The sequence below is a fragment of the Pseudomonas sp. TZ252 genome (assembly GCF_056110345.1).
The window spans coordinates 3,622,952-3,644,270 of sequence record NZ_CM148566.1 but is presented as its reverse complement, the minus strand read 5'-3'; the positions used below and the strand labels follow the sequence as shown (position 1 = coordinate 3,644,270).

The 21,319-nt window shown below is 68.1% G+C and carries 22 protein-coding genes; 16 read left to right on the top strand and 6 right to left on the bottom strand.

Annotated elements, in window-relative coordinates; genetic code table 11:
* Positions 1-96: 96 nt before the first annotated feature.
* From narX to ACYAF3_RS16825, 10 genes are all read left to right on the top strand, one after another.
* The gene (gene narX / locus ACYAF3_RS16870; RefSeq protein WP_003105296.1) at positions 97-1,965 is read left to right on the top strand and encodes a two-component system sensor histidine kinase NarX; all 1,869 of its coding nucleotides are present in this window, start codon (positions 97-99) and stop codon (positions 1,963-1,965) included.
* Positions 1,962-2,621, top strand: coding sequence for a two-component system response regulator NarL (narL, locus tag ACYAF3_RS16865; RefSeq protein WP_003092968.1), 660 nt, complete (start codon positions 1,962-1,964; stop codon positions 2,619-2,621). Before narX ends, narL begins: the two co-directional genes overlap by 4 nt.
* A gap of 84 nt (positions 2,622-2,705) precedes the next feature.
* Positions 2,706-3,101: an anaerobic/virulence modulator AnvM gene (gene anvM / locus ACYAF3_RS16860; protein WP_003092971.1), complete on the top strand. Its 396-nt coding sequence runs from the start codon at positions 2,706-2,708 to the stop codon at positions 3,099-3,101.
* Positions 3,102-3,272: 171 nt separating this feature from the next.
* Entirely contained in the window at positions 3,273-3,737 is a 465-nt protein-coding gene (locus tag ACYAF3_RS16855) for a hypothetical protein (protein WP_003092973.1), read from the top strand.
* A gap of 15 nt (positions 3,738-3,752) precedes the next feature.
* A complete protein-coding gene (locus ACYAF3_RS16850; RefSeq protein ID WP_003105293.1) occupies positions 3,753-4,502 on the top strand; it encodes a class I SAM-dependent methyltransferase in 750 nt (249 codons plus the stop codon).
* Positions 4,503-4,588: 86 nt separating this feature from the next.
* On the top strand, positions 4,589-5,419 hold the full coding sequence (locus ACYAF3_RS16845; RefSeq protein WP_003119258.1) for an SDR family oxidoreductase: 831 nt from the start codon (positions 4,589-4,591) through the stop codon (positions 5,417-5,419).
* A 20-nt stretch (positions 5,420-5,439) separates the two neighbouring features.
* Positions 5,440-5,826, top strand: coding sequence for a hypothetical protein (locus ACYAF3_RS16840; RefSeq protein ID WP_003113771.1), 387 nt, complete (start codon positions 5,440-5,442; stop codon positions 5,824-5,826).
* A 94-nt stretch (positions 5,827-5,920) separates the two neighbouring features.
* Positions 5,921-6,577, top strand: a complete 657-nt coding sequence (tpbA, locus tag ACYAF3_RS16835) for a tyrosine phosphatase TpbA (protein WP_003105672.1) — start codon at positions 5,921-5,923, stop codon at positions 6,575-6,577.
* A 104-nt stretch (positions 6,578-6,681) separates the two neighbouring features.
* Complete coding sequence (locus tag ACYAF3_RS16830) at positions 6,682-7,581, top strand: TIGR01459 family HAD-type hydrolase (protein ID WP_049950144.1); 900 nt, start codon at positions 6,682-6,684, stop codon at positions 7,579-7,581.
* Between the two features lie 29 nt (positions 7,582-7,610).
* Positions 7,611-7,856, top strand: coding sequence for a YgjV family protein (locus ACYAF3_RS16825; RefSeq protein WP_003092978.1), 246 nt, complete (start codon positions 7,611-7,613; stop codon positions 7,854-7,856).
* Positions 7,857-7,914: 58 nt separating this feature from the next.
* Here the strand turns inward: ACYAF3_RS16825 and ACYAF3_RS16820 are convergent, their stop codons facing one another.
* Positions 7,915-9,189, bottom strand: coding sequence for a cation:proton antiporter (locus ACYAF3_RS16820; RefSeq protein ID WP_003105667.1), 1,275 nt, complete (start codon positions 9,187-9,189; stop codon positions 7,915-7,917).
* Positions 9,190-9,630: 441 nt separating this feature from the next.
* Here ACYAF3_RS16820 and ACYAF3_RS16815 point away from each other — a divergent pair, with 441 nt between their 5' ends.
* From ACYAF3_RS16815 to ACYAF3_RS16800, 4 genes are read left to right on the top strand one after another with little or no spacing between them, the layout of a single operon-like run.
* Positions 9,631-10,353: an ABC transporter permease gene (locus ACYAF3_RS16815; protein WP_003092982.1), complete on the top strand. Its 723-nt coding sequence runs from the start codon at positions 9,631-9,633 to the stop codon at positions 10,351-10,353.
* Complete coding sequence (locus ACYAF3_RS16810; RefSeq protein WP_003113769.1) at positions 10,353-11,288, top strand: glycine betaine ABC transporter substrate-binding protein; 936 nt, start codon at positions 10,353-10,355, stop codon at positions 11,286-11,288. The genes ACYAF3_RS16815 and ACYAF3_RS16810 overlap by 1 nt, the downstream gene beginning before the upstream one ends.
* Positions 11,288-11,950 (top strand): ABC transporter permease, encoded by a 663-nt coding sequence (locus tag ACYAF3_RS16805; RefSeq protein WP_003119254.1) that lies wholly within the window; start codon positions 11,288-11,290, stop codon positions 11,948-11,950. The genes ACYAF3_RS16810 and ACYAF3_RS16805 overlap by 1 nt, the downstream gene beginning before the upstream one ends.
* Positions 11,951-11,962: 12 nt before the next feature.
* A complete protein-coding gene (locus tag ACYAF3_RS16800; RefSeq protein WP_003113768.1) occupies positions 11,963-13,126 on the top strand; it encodes an osmoprotectant ABC transporter ATP-binding protein OsmV in 1,164 nt (387 codons plus the stop codon).
* 127 nt (positions 13,127-13,253) lie between these two features.
* On the opposite strand, the gene ACYAF3_RS16795 is transcribed toward ACYAF3_RS16800, so the two are convergent.
* The 4 genes from ACYAF3_RS16795 to ACYAF3_RS16780 are packed head-to-tail and all read right to left on the bottom strand — an operon-like array spanning position 13,254 to position 18,071.
* Entirely contained in the window at positions 13,254-14,162 is a 909-nt protein-coding gene (locus ACYAF3_RS16795) for an efflux RND transporter periplasmic adaptor subunit (protein WP_128669550.1), read from the bottom strand.
* A gap of 36 nt (positions 14,163-14,198) precedes the next feature.
* Complete coding sequence (locus tag ACYAF3_RS16790; protein WP_003082823.1) at positions 14,199-14,399, bottom strand: DUF1656 domain-containing protein; 201 nt, start codon at positions 14,397-14,399, stop codon at positions 14,199-14,201.
* Positions 14,389-16,584 carry an FUSC family protein gene (locus ACYAF3_RS16785; RefSeq protein WP_126859353.1) on the bottom strand — a complete coding sequence of 732 codons (2,196 nt, stop codon included), beginning with the start codon at positions 16,582-16,584 and terminating at the stop codon, positions 14,389-14,391. The genes ACYAF3_RS16790 and ACYAF3_RS16785 overlap by 11 nt, the downstream gene beginning before the upstream one ends.
* Complete coding sequence (locus ACYAF3_RS16780; RefSeq protein WP_003143071.1) at positions 16,581-18,071, bottom strand: efflux transporter outer membrane subunit; 1,491 nt, start codon at positions 18,069-18,071, stop codon at positions 16,581-16,583. Before ACYAF3_RS16780 ends, ACYAF3_RS16785 begins: the two co-directional genes overlap by 4 nt.
* A 245-nt stretch (positions 18,072-18,316) precedes the next feature.
* Between ACYAF3_RS16780 and ACYAF3_RS16775 the strand changes: the two genes are divergently transcribed.
* Positions 18,317-19,270 (top strand): LysR family transcriptional regulator, encoded by a 954-nt coding sequence (locus ACYAF3_RS16775; RefSeq protein ID WP_003092994.1) that lies wholly within the window; start codon positions 18,317-18,319, stop codon positions 19,268-19,270.
* 94 nt (positions 19,271-19,364) lie between these two features.
* Complete coding sequence (locus ACYAF3_RS16770) at positions 19,365-20,342, top strand: 2-hydroxyacid dehydrogenase (RefSeq protein WP_003104226.1); 978 nt, start codon at positions 19,365-19,367, stop codon at positions 20,340-20,342.
* 17 nt (positions 20,343-20,359) lie between these two features.
* On the opposite strand, the gene ACYAF3_RS16765 is transcribed toward ACYAF3_RS16770, so the two are convergent.
* Positions 20,360-21,262 carry a DMT family transporter gene (locus ACYAF3_RS16765; RefSeq protein WP_003092997.1) on the bottom strand — a complete coding sequence of 301 codons (903 nt, stop codon included), beginning with the start codon at positions 21,260-21,262 and terminating at the stop codon, positions 20,360-20,362.
* Positions 21,263-21,319 lie beyond the last annotated feature (57 nt).

Below are 21,319 nucleotides of genomic sequence, written 5' to 3'. Positions count from 1 at the left end.
AAATACCGGCCGTTCCGTGCCTAGATGCGCGCCCCTACCTCGAAAGAGGTACGGCTGAAATTATTGCGCAACTCACTGTTTTAAAAGGCTTTTCTCATGAACAAGGCGACCGCGCCGGACGCTGACCAGCGGGACAGATTCTTTGGAGGTAGTGACAGGGCCGGAAAGCCGATCCTGCGCCGCTCCCTGGTAGTCCGCTTCGGCTGCTACCTCACCCTGCTGGTATCGCTGGCGCTGATCGGGATGTTCAGCGCCCTGCTCTTCGCCGACTACACGCACCAGGACGCCGCGGTGATCAACCACGCCGGCTCGTTGCGCATGCTCACCTACCGGGTCGCCCTGGAGCCCAGCCTGGAAGGCCGCCAGGCGCTGCTCGGGACCCTCGGCGAACGCCTCGACAGCGGCGACATCCGCCGCCTGCTGCAACGCCAGGACGCCGACGACCCGATCCGCCAGTTGCACCAGGAGCTGCGCGAGGGCCTCGCGCGCCTGGACCCGCGCGCGCTGCCCGGACGCGCCGTGCTGGACGCCTACGTCGGCGACATCGACCGTTTCGTCGGCATCCTCCAGGCCAAGGCCGAGCGCCGCTCGCAACTGCTCAGCACGGTGCAGGGCCTGTGCCTGTTCCTCAGCCTGCTGGTGGTGTTCGTCACCCTCTACGACCTCAGCTATCACGTCATCGGCCCGCTGCGCGAACTCACCAGCACCGCCCGCCGCCTGGGCCGCGGCGAGCTGGACGCGCGGGTCACCTACAGCGGCGAGGACGAACTGGCGCAACTGGGCGAGCGCTTCAACCAGATGGCCGGCGAGCTGAAGAGCATCTACGGCGACCTGGAAGAGCGCGTGGAGGACAAGACCCGCGCCCTCTCGCAGAGCCACCAGCGCCTCGAACTGCTCTACGCCAGCGCCCGCCGGCTAGGCGAGAACCCCTACGACAGCCGCACCCTGCAACCGCTGCTGAACCAGTTGGAGAAAGTGCTCGACGCCGGCCGCGTGACCCTCTGCCTGAACAAGGACGGGGTCGAGCGCGCCTACAGTTCGCTGACCACCACCGAGCGCCCGGCGGACTTCTGCCTGCAGGGCGACTGCGGTAGCTGCCGCGAGCAGGCCAGCGCCTGCGACCAACCCTCGTCCCTGGCCCAGCCATTGCTGATGCAGCCCTTGTCCATCGCCGGCCACCGTTTCGGCGAACTGTTCATCGAAAGCCGCAGCGGCCGCCTGGAGAACTGGCAGCAGCAACTGATCGAGACCTTCTGCGACAACATCGCCCGCACCTTCGCCCTGTCCCTGCAACAGGAACAGGAAAGCCGCCTGGCCCTGTTCGCCGAGCGCGGCACCATCGCCCGCGAACTGCACGACTCGCTGGCACAGTCGCTGTCCTACCTGAAGATCCAGGTCAGCCGCCTGGGCACCCTGCTCAAGCGCGAGGCGCCGGCGGAGAAGATCGAGGACACCCTCGACGAACTGCGCGAAGGCCTCAACGGCGCCTACCGGCAACTGCGCGAACTGCTCACCACCTTCCGCCTCAGCCTCGACGAGCCGAGTCTGGAAGCCGCGCTGGGGAACGCCGTGGCCGAGTTCGGCGAGCGCGGCGAGGTGACGATCGAACTGGACAACCGCCTGCAACACGTGCCGCTGAGCCCCAACGAGGAAATCCACGTCCTGCAGATCGTCCGCGAGGCGCTTTCCAACGTGGTTCGCCATTCGCAGGCGCAACGGGCCTGGGTGCGCCTGAGCAGCCAGGCCGACGGCCAGGTGAGCATCGCCGTCGAGGACGATGGCGTCGGCTTTGATCCGCAGCAGAACCGCAGCGGCCATTATGGGCTTACCATCATGCAGGAGCGCGGCCAGACCCTCGGCAGCCAGTTGCGCTTCGAAGCGCGCGCACCTCACGGCACGCGAGTGCTCTTCAGCTTCGTGCCGACCGCCCTGCAACCCTCCGCCGCCAAGGAGCCGACCCCATGACGGACATGCCAGCCACCGCCGACGAACCGGTTCGCCTGCTGCTGGTGGACGACCATCCGATGATGCGCAAGGGCGTCGCCCAGTTGCTCGAACTGGAAGACGACCTCAGCGTGGTCGGCGAGGCCGGCAGCGGCGAGGAAGCCCTGCGCCTGGCCGCCGAGCTGGACCCGGACATGATCCTGCTGGACCTGAACATGAAGGGCATGAACGGCCTGGACACCCTGCGCGCGTTGCGCGAGGCCGGAGTCGACGCGCGCATCGTGGTGTTCACCGTGTCCGACGACAAGGGCGACGTGGTCAACGTCCTGCGCGCCGGCGCCGACGGCTACCTGCTCAAGGACATGGAGCCGGAGCGCCTGCTCGAGCACATCCGCCAAGCCGCCACCGGACAGATGACCCTCAGCCCGCAGTTGACCCAGATCCTCGCCCAGGCCCTGCGGGGCGACGACCGCTCGAAGAGCCTCGACGAGCTGACCGAGCGCGAACGGCAGATCCTCCGCCAGATCGCCCACGGCTACAGCAACAAGATGATCGCGCGAAAGCTGGACATCACCGAAGGCACGGTGAAGGTCCATGTCAAGCGGGTGCTGCACAAGCTCGGCATGCGTTCGCGGGTCGAGGCCGCGGTGTGGGCGGTGGAGAACGACCTGGTGTGAGCCGCGCGCGGGCTTGATTCCGGTCAAGAAATCCACCGCGGCGCTGCGTCGATACTGGCGGCTTCCTTCCACGAGGCGCCCGTCATGATGTTCGAACGCAGCCCCGACGATCCCCTTCCCCTGGTCTACGCCTGCTCCGGCTGCTCCAACGTGGCGCAACTGGCCAACGATCTCGCGCTGCGCCTGGATCGCGCCCGGCTGGCGGAGATGTCCTGCATCGCCGGAGTCGGCGGCGACGTCCCGCTGCTGGTCCGCCGGGCCCGCTCCGGGCGACCGATCCTGGCCCTCGACGGTTGCCCGCTGCATTGCGTGAAAGGCTGCCTGGCGCGCCACGAGGTAGTCCCGACCCTGCACCTGACCCTCAGCGAACACGGCCTGAAGAAGCGCTACGGCGAGGACTGCGAGGCGCAGGACGCCGAGCGCCTGTTCGTCGAGCTGGAGCGTCTGCTGACGCCGGGCGGCAAGCGCCGCTGCGAATGACGGCGAGGCCGGGGGCGGCGGCTATCCCCAGCCTGCCGAAACCCGCATCCCCGCCTTTCGGCCTCCCTCGCGCATATCGCGGCGCCTCCGCCGCGTAAGCGTGCCCGTACCGCCTGCGATACGCAGCAGTGCGCTAGGATGTCCCCTCGGCTTCGAAGAAAGGACATTTCAATGCTGATCGGTGCGCTGCTGGTTCTCACCTGGGTCATCCTCCTCGTCCGATACCCGGCCAAGGCCCTGCCGGTCTCCCTGGCGGCTCTCGCCGGGCTGGGCCTGGTGGCGGCCTGGGTGATCTGGCAGGACAACGACGAAAGCCGCCACCTGCAACGCCAGGAACTGCGCCTGAGCTATGCGCCGGAACGCTGTCCGGTGGACCGGCCGCTGGCGGTCGAACTGAAGAACGGCAGCGACCGTCCGTTGCTGGAGCTACGCTGGAGGATCGCCGCCTACCGCCCCGGCGACAGCGTCAACCTGGCCGACACCAGCTTCGACAGCCCGCGCTACCGGGCGCCGAACGCCCTGCTCGGCGGCGACAGCTGGCACGATTGCCTGCCGCTGCCGCCGCTGCGTCCGGGCTATCGCGCCAGCACCCTGGAATTCCGCGCCGAACGCCTGGACGGGCGTTTCGGCAACTGACCGAGGGAGGACCCGATGGAAACCCGCCGTCTGTTCGACCAGGGCTCCGCTGCCTACGCCAGCGCCCGCCCGCGTTATCCCGATGCGCTCTACCGCCATCTCGCCGGGCTCTGCGGCCAGCGCCGGCGCGCCTGGGACTGCGCCACCGGTACCGGCCAGGCCGCGCTCGGCCTGGCGCAGTACTTCGGCGAAGTCCTCGCCAGCGACACCAGCACGCAGCAGATCGAACACGCCGTTGTCCATCCGGGTATCCGCTACAGCGTGCAGGACGCCGAAGCCACCGACTATCCCGACGCCGCCTTCGACCTGGTCTGCGTAGCCCAGGCCTGGCACTGGTTCGACCATTCGCGCTTCAACCGCGAGCTGCTGCGCGTGCTGCGTCCCGGCGGCGTGTTCGCCGCCTGGGGCTACGGCTGGTTCAGCATCGACGCGCAGATCGATGCCGCCATCGACGAGGAATACCTGCGCCCGATCGGCCCGTACTGGGCGCAACAGAACCGCCTGCTGTGGAACGCCTACCGGGATGTCGAGCTGCCGCTGGGCGAACTCCCCGCGCCGGCCTTCGTCATCGAGCAACAATGGAGCCTGGCCCGGTTGTTCGACTACATGGCCACCTGGTCGGCCAGCCGCCTGTGCCGCGAGGCGCAGGGCAACGCTTTCGTGCGCCAGGCCCTGCAACGGGTCGCCGCGCTCTGGGGCGAGCCGACCTCGACACGCAGGGTTCGCATGCCGCTGGCGCTGCGGATCGCGCGCAAGGACGCCTGACCGAGCCTTCGAGCGGTTTTCCGCGGCCGGCGAATCCAGTACGGTAGGCCGCCCTCCTTCCAACTCCCAGCCAAGGAACGCTGCCCATGAGCCAACCCGTCGCCTTCGTCACCGGCTGCTCCAGCGGCATCGGCCGCGCCCTCGCCGACGCCTTCCAGCGCGCCGGCTACCGGGTCTGGGCCAGCGCGCGCAAGGAGGACGACGTGCGTGCCCTGGCCGAGGCCGGCTTCCAGGCGGTGCAACTGGACGTCAACGACGCCGCCGCGCTGGCCCGTCTGGCCGAGGAACTGGAAGTCGAAGCCGCCGGCCTCGACGTGCTGGTCAACAACGCCGGCTACGGCGCCATGGGTCCGCTGCTGGACGGCGGCGTCGACGCCATGCGCCGGCAGTTCGAGACCAACGTGTTCGCCGTGGTCGGCGTGACCCGCGCGCTGTTCCCGCTACTGAGGCGCAAGTCCGGCCTGGTGGTGAACGTCGGCAGCGTCTCCGGCGTGCTGGTCACGCCCTTCGCCGGCGCCTACTGCGCCTCCAAGGCCGCGGTGCATGCGCTGAGCGATGCCCTGCGCCTGGAGCTGGCACCGTTCGGCGTCGAGGTGCTGGAAGTGCAGCCGGGCGCCATCGCCTCGAACTTCGGCGCCAGCGCCAGCCGCGAGATGGACAGCGTGGTCGACGAACGCTCGCCCTGGTGGCCGTTGCGCCGGCAGATCCAGGCGCGCGCCGCGGCATCCCAGGACAATCCCACGTCCGCCGAAGACTTCGCCCGCCAGTTGCTCGCCGCCGTGCAGCGCCGTCCGCGCCCGCCGCTGGTGCGCATCGGCAATGGCAGCCGGGCCCTGCCGGCGCTGGCCCGCTGGCTACCGCGCGGCCTGCTGGAGCGGCTGCTGAAGAAGCGCTTCGGTCTCGACACGCGCCTCTGAAACCGCCAGGAGATACCGCCATGGGCGACCGCCTTGCCGTACCCATCCGCTACTACGCCCTGGCCGGGATCGCCGCGGCGATCCTGCTCAACGTGCTGCTGCGCGGGGTGGTCCGCTTCGGCGGCCTGCCGGCCAGCCTGCTGATCGCCGCGCTGGTCGCCGGCGGCCTGGCCTGGTGGTTCGCCCGCGCGCAGCGGCGCTGGCCGACCTGGGGCGAGCGCTTGCGCCTGGTCGCCCTGTATGGCGGAGTGCTCGGGGTCCTTTACCTGCTGCTGGTCGGCCTCGCCTCGCTGAAAGGCGATCCCAGCCCGGCGGCACTGCTCATCGTGGTGCTGCACTACCTGTGCTATCCGGCGCTGTTGCTGGTGTTCTTCTCCGGCAGGGTCTATGGATTCTTCCTGCGCTGACAGGTGAGGCTGCCTCAACGAATTCTTCACATTCTCTTCAGCTCGGCTTGACCCGCCCTCGCCTAGTGTTGGCCACCCACCGCACGAGGCCGACATGCACCGTTCACCGCTCGCCTGGCTCCGCCTGCTCCTCGCCGCCGTGCTCGGCGCCTTCCTGCTCGGCGGCCCGCTGCATGCCGCCGAGACTGCCGCCACGCGTTCGCCAGCCTGGGCGCAAGCGGTCGACCCGTCGATCAACCTCTACCGCATGAGCCCCACCCTCTATCGCAGCGCGCTGCCCAACGCACAGAGCGTCGCGCTGCTGCAACGCCTGCAGGTGAAGACGGTGGTCAGCTTCATCAAGGACGACGACCGCGCCTGGCTGGGCCAGGCTCCGGTGCGGGTGCTCAGCCTGCCAACCCACGCCGACCGGGTCGACGACGCCGAGGTGCTCAGCGTCCTCCGCCAGTTGCAGGCCGCCGAGCGCGAAGGCCCGGTACTGATGCACTGCAAGCACGGCAACAACCGCACCGGACTGTTCGCCGCCATGTACCGCATCGTCGTGCAGGGCTGGGACAAGCAGGCCGCGCTGGAGGAAATGCAGCACGGCGGTTTCGGCGACGAGGACGACATGCGCGACGCCAGCGCCTATGTGCGCGGCGCCGACGTCGACGGCCTGCGCCTGGCGATGGCCAACGGCGAATGCAGCCCGTCGCGCTTCGCCGTCTGCCATGTGCGCGAGTGGATGGCCCAGGCGCTCGACCGGCCGTAAACACGCGCAGGGCCGAAAGGCTTGGTCCCGTCACGCAAGTTTGGCACCCTTGGGACTCGCCGCCGCACGCGGCGGCCCACTTCGACAGCCGCGACGAGACTCCCATGAGCGATGCCCCGACCTCCCCGCGCTTCAGCGCCGCCACCAGCACCCGCCTGCTCGACCATGCGCAACTGGAGGCGCTCTGCGCCGACTATGACGGCTTCCTTCTCGATCTCTGGGGCGTAGTGATGGACGGCGCCGAGGCGTTCCCCGGCGCCCTTGCCTGGCTCGCCCAGCGGCACGCCGAAGGCCGCCCGGTCTGGTTCCTCAGCAACTCGTCCAGCAGCGTGGTGGAAATGAGCGCCGGGCTCGAGCGCCTGGGCATCCGGCGCGACTGGTTCGCCGGCATCACCACGTCCGGCCAGTTGACCATCGACGCCCTGCTGCAAACCGCCGAATACCGGCGTGGCGGTATCTACCTGGCCGGCGTCGGCCTGGCCCAGCAGAGCTGGCCGGCGGAAATCCGCGAGCGCTTCGTCGAGGACATCGCCCAGGCGGCGCTGATCGTCGGCGTCGGCAGCTTTCCCCAGGATGAACTGGAACAGCGCTTCGCGCCCCTGCGCGGCGCCACCGACCTACCGTTCCTCTGCGCCAACCCGGACCGCGTGGTGGTTTCCGGCGGCCGCACGGTATACGGCGCGGGCATGCTCGCCGAGCTGTTCAGCGAGGAAGGCGGCCAGGTCAGCTGGTACGGCAAGCCCGACCCGGCGGCCTTCCGCATCGCCCAGCGGCAACTGGAAGCGCGCGGCGCGCGGCACATCCTGTTCGTCGGCGACTCGCTGGTGACCGACGTCCCCGGCGCCCTCGCCGCGCGCATCGATACGCTCTGGCTGGGCGCCACCGGCATCCACCGCGAAGCCCTGGGCGCCGAGTTCAACGGAGCACTCGACGAGGAGCGGGTCAGGTCGCTGCTGCACGGCTATCCGATCCGACCGCACTTTGCCGCGCCAGGGCTGGTCTGACCCTCAAAGGTCGGAAAAAGGATGCACGCATGCACTGGCTGGACTACCTGCAATGGCCCGCCATGCTGGTCACGGTGGTGGCCGCCTGGCTGGTGGCGTCGGCGCATCGGCGAAGACGCAAGGTCGGCTTCTGGGTGTTCCTCGCCAGCAACCTGCTGTGGATCGCCTGGGGCCTGTACGCCCAGGCCTATGCGCTGATCCTGCTGCAGGTCTGCCTGGCGGCGATGAACCTGCGCGGCACCCATCGCAACGAAGCGCCACAGGACAGCGCCTGATGGCCGCCAACGAAAACGCCCGCCATGACGGCGGGCGCTCGCTTTGCGAAGGCTGCGCTCAGTGCGCCCCCTCGCTTTTCTCCAGCGGCTGGCCGGCGTAGATACGACGCACCAGCGGGCCGATGGAAAGCCCCTGGAGCAGGATCGATACCAGCACCACGATGTAGGTCAGGCTGAGGATCAGGTCGCGCTCCGGCCCCAACGGCAGGGACAGCGCCAGCGCCACCGAGACGCCGCCGCGCAGCCCACCCCAGACCAGGATGCGGATGGTGCCCGCCGGTACCTGCCGGTTGGCGCCACGGAAACGGCGCAGGACCAGGATCGCCGGGCCCACCGTGAGCAGGCGCGAGACCAGCACCGCGCCGCCTAGGGCGAAGGCCGCCGCCACGTGCAGCCAGGAGAACGGCAACAGCAGCAGCTCCAGGCCGATCAGGGCGAACAGCAGGGCGTTGAGGATCTCGTCGATCAGTTCCCAGAACTTGTCCACGTAGCGCCGGGTCTCGTCCGACATCGCGTAGTGGCGTCCGTGGTTGCCGATGATCAGCCCGGCCACCACCATCGCGATCGGCGCCGATACGTGCAGGCGCGCGGCCAGCGCGGCACCGCCGATGACCAGGGCGAGGGTCAGCATGACCTCCACCTGGTACTGGTCGATGCCGCGCATCATCACGAACACGCCGTAGCCGAGCACCGCACCGAAGACCACGCCGCCGATGGCTTCCTGGACGAAGAGGATCGCCGTGGCGCTGACCGTGGGCGCCTCGCCGAGCTGGAGGATGCCGAGGATGATGGCGAACACCACCACCGCGGTGCCGTCGTTGAACAGCGACTCGCCGACGATGGTGGTCGCCAGCGGTTTCGGCGCGCCGGCGGACTTGAGGATGCCGAGCACGGCAATGGGGTCGGTCGGCGAGATCAGCGCGCCGAACAGCAGGCAGTAGATGAAATCCACCTGCCAGCCGAACAGCGGGAAGGTGTAGTAGGCCAGGCCACCGATGACGAAGGTGGCGATCAGCACCCCGGCGGTGGCCAGCAGGCCGATCGGCCACTTGTAGCTGCGCAGGTCGGAGAGGTCGACGTGCAGTGCGCCGGCGAACAGCAGCGCGGGCAGGAACCAGGTCATCAGCACTTCGGAGAAGTCGATGCGGCGGATGATTTCCTGCATCTCCACCTCGAGGATCGGATAGCCCAGTTCCGACAGCCCCTGGACGATCAGCGAGAACACCAGCGCCGTGGCCATCACGCCGATGGTCGGCGGCAGGCGGATAAAGCGGTAGTTCACGTAGGTGAGCAAGGTGGTCAAGGCAATGAATGCCGCGACGAGATCGAGCATGACGCGGGGTACTCCCTTAGCAGAAGGTAAAACACCTACCCCAAAAGGCCGATCCGTGAACCGTGGGGTGCGAATGTCTGGAAAAGCCCGAGAAAATTTCGGAACCCGCATCATAACCGCAGAAAAGCCCTGGACGTCCAGCGCACCGATACGGTGCATGGCGCGCCGCCGACACGGCAGCGCCATTATCGACCGCTTCCCCGGGAAAATTTCTTCGTTCGCCGCCAGCCCAGGCGAGACGGCGGCTGCGGCCGCTTGCCCAGGCCCGGTCATGGCACAAGCATGGCCGTTTCGTTGAACCTCCGCGAACGACGAACGGTCAACCCTTTCAGGGTCGGGAATTCGGTGCCCATCCGAAGCCTTTGATTTCCGGCCTGTTTCCGCGCTTCGACGAAGCGCCCGACAGCGTAGCCAACGCTCATTCCGAAGGGAGTCCCGACCATGGTGAAAACCTGTGGCAAGGCCCTGCTCGGCCTCTGCGCCGCAGCCGCCGTACTGGCCTTGCTGATCCACTGGATCACCCCCGCGACCATCCTCCACTACCGCGAGGACCTGCTGTTCTACTTGCAGGCCCACCTGGTGCTGGTCTTCAGTTCGATGGCGGCCGCCCTGCTGGTCGGCGTGCCGGCCGGCATCCTGCTCAGCCGTCCCGGCATGCAGGCCCAGGCCGAACGCCTGATGCAGGTGTTCAACGTCGGCAACACCATCCCGCCGCTGGCGGTGCTGGCCATCGCCCTGGCGATCATCGGCATCGGCAACGGCCCGGCAATCCTCGCCCTGTTCCTCGCCTCGCTGCTGCCGATCGTGCGCAACACCTACGAGGGCCTGCGCAATGTCTCGCCGGCGCTGAAGGAAGCCGCCACCGGCATCGGCATGACGCCCAACCAGGTGCTGCTGCGGGTGGAACTGCCGAACGCGGTGCCGATCATCGTCGGCGGCGTGCGCGTGGCCCTGGCGCTGAACGTCGGCTCCGCGCCGCTGGCGTTCCTGATCGGCGCCAACAGCCTGGGCAGCCTGATCTTCCCCGGCATCTACCTGAACAACCACCAGCAACTGCTGCTCGGCGCCGCCTGCACGGCGCTCCTCGCCCTGCTGCTGGACGCCCTGGTGGTGCTGTTCAGCCGCATGTTCCTGGAACGCGGCCTGACCGCCAAGGAGGCCTGATGAACCGACTGATCCGCTCACTCTGCCTGGCCTGCGCCGGCCTGTTCGCCGCCGGCCTGGCGCAGGCGGAAACCCTGCGCATCGGCGGCAAGACCTTCACCGAGCAGCGCATCCTCACCGCCATCACCGCGCAGTTCCTGCAGAAGCGCGGCTACGACGTGACGGTCACCACCGGCCTGGGCAGCACCCTGGCCCGCGCCGCCCAGGAAAGCGGCCAACTGGATATCGTCTGGGAGTACACCGGCTCGTCGCTGATCGTCTACAACCACATCGACGAGAAGCTCGACGCCGCGGCTTCCTACCGCCGGGTCAAGCAACTCGACGAAGCCCAGGGCCTGGTCTGGCTGAAGCCGACCCGCTTCAACAACACCTATGCCCTGGCCATGCCCGAGGAACAGGCCGAGCACCTGGGCATCCAGAGCGTCAGCGATCTCGCGCGGGTGCTCGCCGAACAGCAGGAGGCCGAGCCCGGGAGCACCCACCTGTTCGCCATGGACCCGGAGTTCGCCGGCCGCCCCGACGGCCTCGGCCCCATGAGCGAGCTGTACGGCCTGCACTTCACCCGCAACGACATCCGCCAGATGGACGCCGGGCTGGTCTACACCGCGCTGAAGAACCGCCAGGTGTTCCTCGGCCTCGTCTACACCACCGACGGCCGCCTGAAGGATTTCAAGCTGCGCGTGCTGAAGGACGACAAGCAGTACTTCCCCTTCTACAACGCCGCCCCGGTGGTGCGTAAGGAGGTCATGCAGCGCCATCCGGAGTTCGCCACGCTGTTCGATCCGATCATCGAGCGGCTCGACGACGCCACCATGCAGGCGCTCAACGCGCGGGTCGATATCGAGCAGCAGACGCCACAGAAGGTCGCCGCCGACTTCCTCCGCGAACACCACCTGCTCGACGACGGCCAGGCCGGCCAGGGAGGTAGCCAGTAATGGACTTCTTCAGCGTGCTTTCCCATCTCGACTGGTCCCAGGTCGGCCAGCTCACCCTCCAGCACCTGCTGCTGGTACTGGTCGCCGTAGGCCTGGCGATCCTCGTCGGCGTGCCGCTGGGCGTGCTGATGACCCGCTTCACGTGGCTGGCCGGCCCGTTGCAGGGCGCCGCCACGGTGATGCTGACCATCCCCTCGATCGCCCTGTTCGGCCTGCTGATGCCGGTCTACTCGGTATTCGGCCAGGGCCTCGGGCCGCTGCCGGCGATCACCGCGGTGTTCCTCTATTCGCTGCTGCCGATCCTGCGCAACACCTACCTCGCCCTGACCGGCGTCGAAGCGGGCATCCGCGAGGCCGGCAAGGGCATCGGCATGACCTTCTGGCAACGCCTGCGGATGGTCGACATTCCCCTCGCGGTGCCGGTGATCCTCGCCGGCGTACGCACCGCCGTGGTGATGAACATCGGCGTGATGACCATCGCCGCGGTGATCGGCGCCGGCGGCCTGGGCGTGCTGATCCTCACTTCCATCAGCCAGAGCAACATGCCGATGCTGGTGGTCGGCGCGGTACTGGTCAGCCTCCTGGCCATCGCCGCCGACCTGCTGCTGCAATGGCTGCAACGCATCCTCACCCCCAAGGGACTGCGCGCCAGCGCGCACTGACAGGAGCCGAACATGATCGAACTGGACAAGCTCAGCAAGACCTTCACCCAGAAGAACGGCAAGGAGTTCCGCGCCGTCGATTCCGTCAGCCTGACCGTGGAGAAAGGCGAGATCTGCGTCTTCCTCGGCCCCTCCGGCTGCGGCAAGACCACCACCCTGAAGATGATCAACCGGATCATCCCGCCGACCTCCGGCCGCGTGCTGATCGACGGCCAGGACACCGCGGACCTCGACGAAGTCACCCTGCGCCGCCACATCGGCTACGTGATCCAGCAGATCGGCCTGTTCCCGAACATGACCATCGAGGAAAACATCATGGTCGTGCCGCGCCTGCTCGGCTGGGACAAGGCGCGCTGCAAGGAGAAGGCCCGCGAGCTGATGAGCATGGTCAAGCTGGAGCCCAAGCAGTACCTGCAACGCTACCCGCGCGAACTCTCCGGCGGCCAGCAGCAGCGCGTCGGGGTAATCCGCGCGCTGGCGGCGGACGCGCCGCTGCTGCTGATGGACGAGCCGTTCGGCGCGGTCGATCCGATCAACCGCGAGTCGATCCAGAACGAGTTCTTCGAAATGCAGCGCAAGCTCGGCATGACCGTGATCATGGTCAGCCACGACATCGACGAAGCCATCAAGCTGGGTGACAAGGTGGCGGTGTTCAAGAGCGGCCGGCTGCTCCAGTACGACCACCCGGACACCCTGCTGGCGCACCCGGCGGACGAGTTCGTCAGCGCCTTCACCGGCCAGGACAGCACGCTCAAGCGCCTGCTCCTGGTGCGCGCCGAAGACGCCGCCGACAGCAGCCTGGTCACCGCCCGGCCGCAGACCCCGGTGGCCGAGGCGCTGGAACTGATGGACGAGAACGACCGGCGCTACCTGATCGTGGTGGATGACCAGGGCAAGGGCCTGGGCTACGTGCGACGCAAGGACCTGCGCCGCCAGGAGGGCACCTGCGCGCCGTTCGTCACCCCGTTCCGGGTCACCGCCAGCCACGACGAGCACCTGCGCATCCTGTTGTCGCGGATGTACGAGTTCAACAGCTCCTGGCTGCCGGTGCTCGACCCCGACCAGCAGTTCCTCGGCGAGGTCACCCAGGAATCCATCGCCGACTACCTCAGCTCCGGCCGCTCGCGCGGCGGCAAGGGCCTGATCGTGTCGCCGGCCGAACAGGTCGGGGCCTAGGCCGCCGGGTGGATATTCACCGCCGGCAGCCGCCAACCGCAGCGTATTCCTGGCGAGTGGCGCCCTCTTCCGCCCCGCCGAAACGAAAAAGCCCGGCATCCGCCGGGCTTCTCCCTGCCCCTTCCACTCAACCGGCCCGCCCCGGCGCCTGCGCCGCCGAGGCCTGGTCGTCGCGCCCTTGCGGCTTGACGATCACCGTGCAGGTGATCCCCGCCGAGAGCAGCACGCCGTCCGGCACTTCGTCGATGTGTACCCGCACCGGCACGCGCTGGGCCAGGCGCACCCAGTTGAAAGTGGGGTTGACGTCGGCGGTCAGCTCGCGGCTTTCCGGGTTGTCGCGGTCGTAGATGCCGCGGGCGATGCTTTCCACGTGGCCCTTGAGGTGTTCGCCGCTCATCAGCTGCATGTCCACCGGGTCGCCTTCGCGGATGTACGGCAGCTTGGTTTCCTCGAAGTAGCCGTAGACCCAGTAGGAGTTCTTGTCGATCACCGCCATCTTCGCCTCGCCGACCCGCGCGTAGTCGCCACGGTGCACGTTGAGGTTGGTGACGTAGCCGTCGACCTGCGCCACAACCCGGGTGCGCTCCAGGTTCAGGCGCGCGGCGTCGAGCTGGGCCTTGGCCTGCTCGTAGTCGGCCATCGCCGCGGCGGCGGTGTTGTGGGCCTCGTCGCGGCTTTCGCGGGAGACCACCATCTCATCCATTTCCGCGCGCCGCCGGGCGTTCAACTGGCGCATCTCCAGGGTCGCCTTGCGCGAGGCAACCAGCGACTCGGCCTGCTTCACCGCAATACGGTAGTGGTCGGGGTCGATCTGCATCAGCAGGTCGCCTTTCTTCACCAACTGGTTGTCGCGCACCGGGACGTCGACGACGATCCCGGAAACGTCGGCGGCGACATTGATCACGTCGGCGCGCACGCGACCGTCACGGGTCCAGGGGGTGTCCATGTAGTTGACCCACAGGGTCCGCCCGATGAATACGGCGACCAGCAGGATCAGCAGGGTCGCCAGCAGGCTGATTACGGATTTCAAGGTCATGGTCGGCTCACGATAACGAAGAGGTGCGCTACCGCCTCAGCGGTAGATGGTCAGGGACAGGCCGCCGTACAGGCAGGCGAACAGGCTGACCCGGAACAGCGCCGGGTGCCAGGTGAAGCGATACAGGCCAACCGAGGCGAAGATCCGGTCGAGCCCCCAGGTGAGCGCCGCGGCGATCACGAACAACAGCGTCAGGGTCGGCATGTAGACCCCATGGATGGCGATTTCACGAGGCATGGACGGTACCTTGGCCGCTCGTCCGGCCGGCCAGTTCGGTCAGTGGCGAGGTCGGCGCGAGCAGGGAAGAACGGATGAAGTGCAGGTAGCTGCGCACCCGCCGTAGCGGCGAGCTGTCGAAGTGCGGCGCGCAGGGTTCGTCGGTGTGCCTGGCCGCGTGGATGGCCTGGTCGACAGCCGCCAGGGCGCGCTCCAGGTTCTCCGCACCGGGGCGCACGAACAGCCGGATCAGGGCCCGCCCCATGGCGCGGATCGCCTGGCGCCAGGGCATGGCCTCGGCGTAGCAGGGTTCGTCCGGCAGGCGCTCCTGCTCGCGACGCAGCTCGATGATCGCGTGGCCGACCTCGAGCACCAGGAACATCCAGCGCAGCAGCCCGCGCTGCACGTCCGGGCGCCCGGCGGCGACGCCATAGGCCTGGTTCAGCAGGTCGCGGGTACCGCTTTCGAAGGCCGAGCCAAGCCCCCTGCTCCTGCCGCTGATGGCGAACACCACGCGCATCCGCAGGTCGCGCTCGAGGCGCTTCCACAGCCAGGCGCTGTTGGGCGGCAGAATGACCGCGGCGGCCGCGGCCGAGAGCAGCATCGAGAGGATCAGGGCGATGTACTCGTTGATCACGTGGGCCGGGTCGTAGACGGTCAGGTTCGCCGGCACCGAACCGAAGCAGAAGAACACCAGCAGGCCGAGACCGTAGCCGGCCCACTGCGGCCGCGAGGAGATGAACGCGCCGAGGGCGAACACCGGCGCCAGTACCAGGCATAGCAGCGGGAAACCGTCGATATGCGGGTAGACGAAGAACATCTCGCTGAAGCCGAGCAGCGCCGCCGCCATGGTGCCGATGGCCATCTGCATGGCGACCTTCTTCGGGTTCGGCGCCGCCGAAGCCAGCGCCGAGACCGCCACCGCGTTGAGGGCGAAGGTGCCGCCGCTGGGCCAGGTGCTGTAGATCCAGAAACAGCCGAACAGCAGGATCATCAACCCGGTGCGCATCCCCGCCACTGCCGCCGCCACCGCGTTGGCCTTGGCGGTGAAGGCGTCCTTCCACTGCTCGCGCTCGTGGCGGTGAGCGGCCAGCGAGGCATGGGTCAGGGCGTAGTCGTGCATTTCCTCGGCGAAACGGTAGAGCAGCTCGGCGGCGGTATTGAAGTCCAGCCGCGCCTCTTCGCCCGGCTCCCGCGCCAGCAGCTCGCCGCGCGCCTGGCGGATACGCGCCATCAGGCGTTCGCGGCAGTCGGCGAGGCGCTGGGCGAAGCGCTCGGCGTCATGGTCGGTGACGGCGCGGCCACGGATCTCCTCGAGCAGCCCGGTGATTTCCTCCAGGCACGGCTCGAACGCATCCAGCACCTGGGTGGAGTCCTGCGCGCGCAAGCGTTCGAGCAACTGGTGGAGGGCGTGGAAACGGGTATTCATGGCCATGAACTCGCTGCTCAGGCGAATCAGCCGGCCATTGCGCAGGCGCATGTGCGGATCCTCGAAGGCGCTCGCCGCGCGCATCGTCTCCAGGCCCACCGCCTGGGCGGCGAAGGCCACGTTGCTGCTTTCGAAGCGCTCGCGCCCGCCGACCCCGCGCAGGCTGTCGAGGACGAACGCGGCGAACAGGCCGAAGCGCACGTACAGCGCATTGCGCATCGCCGCGCTGGTGGTCTGCGGCATGATCACCGCGCTGACCACCCCCGAGCAGAGGATCGCCAGGCTGATTTCCAGGACCCGCCAGATCGCCTGCATGAAGGCGCCTTCCGGATGGCTGGTGGCGGGGATGCCGATCAGCGTCGCGGTGTAGCCGGCGAGCACGCAGGCGTAGGAGCGGAAGTCACGGTAGCGGGCGGCCCCGGCGGTGCAGAGGCCGATCCAGATCGCCGAGCTGAGCAGGAACAGCACTCGCTCCTGGGCGAACAGGGCGATCAGGGTGACCATCACGCTGAGGCCGACCAGGGTGCCGAGGATGCGGTAGAAGCTCTTGGCGAACACCTGGCCGCTCTGCGGCTGCATGACGATGAACACGGTGATGGTCGCCGTGCTCGGCTGCGGCAATTCCAGGCGCATCGCCAGCCAGAGGGTCAGGAAGGCCGCGCAGAGCACCTTGAACACGTAGATCCAGGTCGCCCCGTCGCTGCGCGCCCACTCGGCCAGCGCGCGCCGCCACTCGTCGCGGCTGGGCAGGGCGAAACCAGCGGAGCGGCCGCTCATCGCGAAGACACCGCTCTGACCGGGACGTTCTCCGGCGCCAGCTTCCGCTGCACCGGCGTATCGGCGCCGGCCCCGACGCCGCCGCCGAGGGCGGTGAGCAGGCTGGCATGGGCGGCCAGCCGGGCGGCCTGCACCTGCTCCTGGACCAGTTGCTGCTGGAACAGCCGGGTCTGCGCGTTGAGCACGTTGAGGTAATCGGTGAGGCCGCGCTGGTAGGCCAGGGTGGCGATATCGTAGGTCTTCTGCGCGGAAGCCACCGATTGCGCGGCGAAGTCCTTCTGGATGTCCACCGAATGCAGGCGGATCAACTGGTCGGAAATGTTCTTCAGCGCATCCACCAGGGTCTGGTTGTATTGCTCCACCGCCGCGTCGTAGCCGGCCGCCGCCTCGCCCAACTGCGAACGCAGGCGGCCGCCGTCGAAGATCGGCAGGGTCACCGCCGGGCCGGCGCTGTAGGTGTACTTGGCGCTGCGGAAGAACTCCAGCATGCCGCCGCCGACGGCACTGAAGCCGACCGAGGCCATCAGGTCGACGTTGGGGTAGAAGTCGGCGCGCGCCACGTCCACGCCCTTGGCCAGGGCGGCGACCTGCCAGCGGCGGGCGACCACATCCGGGCGGCGACCGAGCAGTTCGGCCGGCAAGGCGCTGGGCAGGCTCGGCTGCGCCGCCAGGTTCAGGCTTGGCCGGCGGATCGTGCGGCCCTCGCCCGGGCCCTTGCCGGCCAGGGCGGCGAGCAGGTTGCGGGTGAGCTGGATTTCTTCGTCGATCACCTCGATGCGGCGCTCGGTCTCGGGCAGCGGCACTTCCGCCTGGCTGACCTCGAAATGCGTGCCGATGCCGCCGCGCAGGCGACGCTGGGCCAGGGCGAGGATGTCGCGCTGCTGTTGCAGCATGGCCTTGGCGATGTCCATCTCGGCGTACTGCAACGAGAGCTGGACGTAGGCGCGGACGATGTTGCCCTCCAGCTCGAGCTGCGCCTGGCGCGCCTCGGCGGCGGCCATGTGGGCCAGGTCGACGGCGCGCTCGCTGTCGCTGCGGTCGCGCCCCCAGAGATCGAGCTTGTAGTTCAGGCCGATCTCGGTGGAGTTGTTCCAGGAAGTGGTCCGCGCCAGGTCGCCGGGGCCGTAGAAATAGTCGTCCGGCCAGCGGTGGCGGACCAGCGAGCCCTTGCCCTCGATCTGCGGCGACTCGATGGACTCCACCAGCCCGGCCATGGACTTCGCCTGGCGTACCCGCGCATGGGCTACCGCCAGGCCTGGATTGCCGTCCAGCGCCTTCTCGATCCAGGCGTCCAGCTGCGGATCGGCATACACCTTCCACCACTGCGCCTGCGGCCAGCCGGCCTCGCGGGCGGCAGCCTGGATCGCATGGTCGGTGGCCAGGGCGTTGGCGTCGAGCGTGGCGGCCTCGGGGGCGATATCGCCTGTACTGACACAACCGGATATTGCGGAGAAAACGACGAGAAAACCGACGAAGGAGCCGACCAAGGTCAGTTCCTTCCTGAGAGCACGCGGCACGTTGTCTGATCCTGGAGGGGCGAAGCACGGAATTTGAACGGTACGGGCGCCGTTCAACCCGCTCGAGCGTTCGTGCGCTCGGGGGCCGATGAATTTTAAGAGGCTGGCGGCTGCTGATAAGCTGGCTCAAGTGCGATTGTTTATTGCGTAATGTGAAATAATCCGCCCTCGCAACAATCTGACACACTTCTGCGCGTGCCTAGGAGGCCCCGTCGATGGACACCCTGCAAAACATGCGAGCCTTCGTCTGCGTGGCGGAAACCGGAAGCTTCACCGCGGCGTCCCAGCAGCTCAACACCACCACCGCCTATGTTTCGCGGGCGGTGGCCAACCTCGAGACGCACCTGCGCACCCGCCTGCTCAACCGTACCACTCGTCGCATCGCCCTCACCGAGGCCGGCCAGCGCTACCTGCTGCGCTGCGAGCAGATCCTCGCCTACGTCGAGGAAGCCGAGGCCGAAGCCAGCGATGCCCATGCCCGTCCCGCCGGCAAGCTGAAGCTGCATTCGATGACCGGCATCGGCCAGCACTACGTGATCCGTGCCATCGCCGGCTACCGCCAGCAGTACCGCGACGTGACCTTCGACCTGACCATGGCCAACCGCGTGCCGGACCTGCTCGACGAGGGCTTCGACGTGGCCATCGTGGTGGCCTCCGAGCTGCCCGATTCCGGCTTCATTTCCCAGCGCATCGGCGAGACCTACAGCATTCTTTGCGCCTCGCCGGAGTACCTGCGCCTGAACGGCACGCCGAGCGAGCCTTCGGAGCTGGCCAGCCACGACTGCCTGCGCCTGGTCAGCCCGGTGGTGCCGCTGGATCGCTGGCTGTTCGACGGTCCCAACGGCCAGGAAATGGTCTCCATCGGCGCCTCGCCGTTCCAGGTCAATGTCGGCGACGCCATGACCGAGGCAATCCGCTCCGGGCTGGGCATCGGTATCCTGCCGGTGTATTCGGCCATCGAGGACCTGGGCAAGGGCACCCTGGTGCGGGTCCTGCCGCAACACCGCCTGCAACAGCTCAACGTCTATGCGCTGTACCCTTCGCGGCAGTATCTCGACGCGAAGATCAAGACCTGGGTGGAATACCTCAAGGAAAGCCTGCCCGGCCTGCTCCAGCGCGACGAAGCGGCGCTGGTGGAGCTGGGCCTGGAACTCGGAAGACCCTCCTGAGCCGATAATCGCCCGCCCAGTGGCGGGCCCCTGCCCGCCGCTTCGATGGCGGTGGTATGGTCGGCGCTTTCGCTCCCGCTTGCAGAGTCCCGTCATGAAAAAGAACGTCTTCGTCTTCAGTCGCCTCGCCCCCGAGCATCTCGAACGCCTGCAATGCCAGTTCAACGTCCGCGTGCTCGAACCGAAACAGGGCGACATCGACGCCCAGTACGCCGCCGCCCTGCCCGATACCCACGGCATGATCGGCGTCGGCCGGCCGCTCGGCGCCAGGCAACTGGAACAGGCGAAGCAGCTGGAAGTCATCTCCAGCGTCTCGGTCGGCTACGACAACTATGACCTGGACTACCTGAACCGCCGCGGCATCGCTCTCACCAACACGCCCGACGTCCTCACCGAGACCACCGCCGACCTCGGCTTCGCCCTGCTGATCAGCGCCGCGCGACGGGTCGCCGAGCTGGACGCCTGGGTCAAGGCCGGGAACTGGAAGCGCACCGTCGACGCCCCGCAGTTCGGCACCGACGTGCATGGCAAGAAACTCGGCATCCTCGGCCTCGGCCGGATCGGCGCGGCCATCGCCCGGCGCGGCCGTTTCGGCTTCGGCATGCAGGTGCTCTACCACGGCAACAACCGCAAGCCGGAACTGGAACAGGAACTCGGCGCGCGCTTCCTCGGCTTCGACGAACTGCTCGGCGAGGCCGACTTCGTCTGCGTGGTGGTGCCGCTGGGAGCGCAGACCCGGCAGTTGATCGGTGCGCGCGAACTGGGCCTGATGAAACCCTCGGCGATCCTGGTCAACGTCGCCCGCGGCCAGGTGGTCGATGAGGCCGCGCTGGTCGCCGCCCTGCGGGAGAAGCGCATCCTCGGCGCCGGCCTGGATGTCTACGAGAAGGAACCGCTGGCCGAATCGCCGCTGTTCGCCCTGGACAACGTGGTGACCCTGCCGCACATCGGCTCGGCCACCCACGAGACCCGCCGGGCCATGGCCGAGCGGGCGCTGCAGAACTTCGAGGCGGCCCTGCGCGGCGAGCGGCCTTTGGACCTGGTCAATCCACAGGTGTGGCGACGCGGCTGAGCGCGCCTCCCTCTCCGCTAGGTCGAGCGCGCCGGCCCGGCCAGCGCCGGCGCCTTCGGCTTGCGGAACACCAAGACGTTGCCGAGCATCACCAGGACCAGCCCGGCCAGCGCCGGTGCGGTCCAGCGGTAGCCCTCGGCGAAGGCCGAGATGTTCAGCGCCACCACCGGGAACAGCACGGTGCAGTAGGCGGCGCGATCCGGACCCATGCGCCCGACCAGGGTCAGGTAGGCGGTGAAGCCGATCACCGAGCCGGGGATCGCCAGGTACAGCAGCGAGCCGACGTAGCGCGCGCTCCAGTCGAAATTCAGCGGCACGCCCTGGAACAGGCACAGCGCCAGGAGGATCAGGGTGCCGTAGAGCATGCTCCAGGCATTGCCGGTGAGCGGGCGGATGCCGGCCTTCTGTTGCAGGCTGGAAAGCATGTTGCCGGTGGAGAAGCACAGCGTGCCGAGCAGGGCCAGGCCGAGGCCGTAGAAGGTTTCCGGGGTGGCCTGGTGACCCACCAATTCCGGCCAGAACAGCAGCCCCAGGCCGAGCAGGCCGAGACCGCCACCGGCCATCACGTTCGACGCGATGCGCTGGCCGAACCACAGGCGGGCGTTCAGCGCATTCCACAGGGTGGCGGTGGAGAACACCACGGCCACCAGGCCGCTGGGAATCCACTGGCTGGCGGTATAGAAGCAGATGAAATTCAGGCAGAACAGGCATACGCCCTGGGCCATGCACAGGCGTTGGCCCCGTGCGTCGAGCCTTTGCAGGCGGCGGCCGAGCAGCAGCACGGCGAACAGCACCAGCGCCGCCAGGGCGAAGCGGTAGGCGATCGACAGGGTGATCGCCACCGGGCCCATCTGCAGCTTGATGGCGATCCAGGTGGTGCCCCAGATGAGCACGGTGAGCAGGTACAGCGAAAGATTCATGGCGACTCCGCAACGACAGGATGCCGTCAGTCTGCGGGCGAGGCCGGGCGCGACCAT

Coding starts and splice junctions, on each gene's coding strand:
- ACYAF3_RS16770 (WP_003104226.1), top strand. CDS start 19,365: ATGAAAAAGAACGTCTTCGTCTTCAGTCGCCTCGCCCCCGAGCATCTC.
- ACYAF3_RS16850 (WP_003105293.1), top strand. CDS start 3,753: ATGGAAACCCGCCGTCTGTTCGACCAGGGCTCCGCTGCCTACGCCAGC.
- ACYAF3_RS16765 (WP_003092997.1), bottom strand. CDS start 21,262: ATGAATCTTTCGCTGTACCTGCTCACCGTGCTCATCTGGGGCACCACC.
- ACYAF3_RS16810 (WP_003113769.1), top strand. CDS start 10,353: ATGAACCGACTGATCCGCTCACTCTGCCTGGCCTGCGCCGGCCTGTTC.
- narL (WP_003092968.1), top strand. CDS start 1,962: ATGACGGACATGCCAGCCACCGCCGACGAACCGGTTCGCCTGCTGCTG.
- ACYAF3_RS16775 (WP_003092994.1), top strand. CDS start 18,317: ATGGACACCCTGCAAAACATGCGAGCCTTCGTCTGCGTGGCGGAAACC.
- ACYAF3_RS16825 (WP_003092978.1), top strand. CDS start 7,611: ATGCACTGGCTGGACTACCTGCAATGGCCCGCCATGCTGGTCACGGTG.
- ACYAF3_RS16815 (WP_003092982.1), top strand. CDS start 9,631: ATGGTGAAAACCTGTGGCAAGGCCCTGCTCGGCCTCTGCGCCGCAGCC.
- ACYAF3_RS16830 (WP_049950144.1), top strand. CDS start 6,682: ATGAGCGATGCCCCGACCTCCCCGCGCTTCAGCGCCGCCACCAGCACC.
- ACYAF3_RS16855 (WP_003092973.1), top strand. CDS start 3,273: ATGCTGATCGGTGCGCTGCTGGTTCTCACCTGGGTCATCCTCCTCGTC.
- anvM (WP_003092971.1), top strand. CDS start 2,706: ATGATGTTCGAACGCAGCCCCGACGATCCCCTTCCCCTGGTCTACGCC.
- ACYAF3_RS16820 (WP_003105667.1), bottom strand. CDS start 9,189: ATGCTCGATCTCGTCGCGGCATTCATTGCCTTGACCACCTTGCTCACC.
- ACYAF3_RS16795 (WP_128669550.1), bottom strand. CDS start 14,162: ATGACCTTGAAATCCGTAATCAGCCTGCTGGCGACCCTGCTGATCCTG.
- ACYAF3_RS16845 (WP_003119258.1), top strand. CDS start 4,589: ATGAGCCAACCCGTCGCCTTCGTCACCGGCTGCTCCAGCGGCATCGGC.
- ACYAF3_RS16840 (WP_003113771.1), top strand. CDS start 5,440: ATGGGCGACCGCCTTGCCGTACCCATCCGCTACTACGCCCTGGCCGGG.
- ACYAF3_RS16785 (WP_126859353.1), bottom strand. CDS start 16,584: ATGAGCGGCCGCTCCGCTGGTTTCGCCCTGCCCAGCCGCGACGAGTGG.
- ACYAF3_RS16805 (WP_003119254.1), top strand. CDS start 11,288: ATGGACTTCTTCAGCGTGCTTTCCCATCTCGACTGGTCCCAGGTCGGC.
- ACYAF3_RS16790 (WP_003082823.1), bottom strand. CDS start 14,399: ATGCCTCGTGAAATCGCCATCCATGGGGTCTACATGCCGACCCTGACG.
- narX (WP_003105296.1), top strand. CDS start 97: ATGAACAAGGCGACCGCGCCGGACGCTGACCAGCGGGACAGATTCTTT.
- tpbA (WP_003105672.1), top strand. CDS start 5,921: ATGCACCGTTCACCGCTCGCCTGGCTCCGCCTGCTCCTCGCCGCCGTG.
- ACYAF3_RS16800 (WP_003113768.1), top strand. CDS start 11,963: ATGATCGAACTGGACAAGCTCAGCAAGACCTTCACCCAGAAGAACGGC.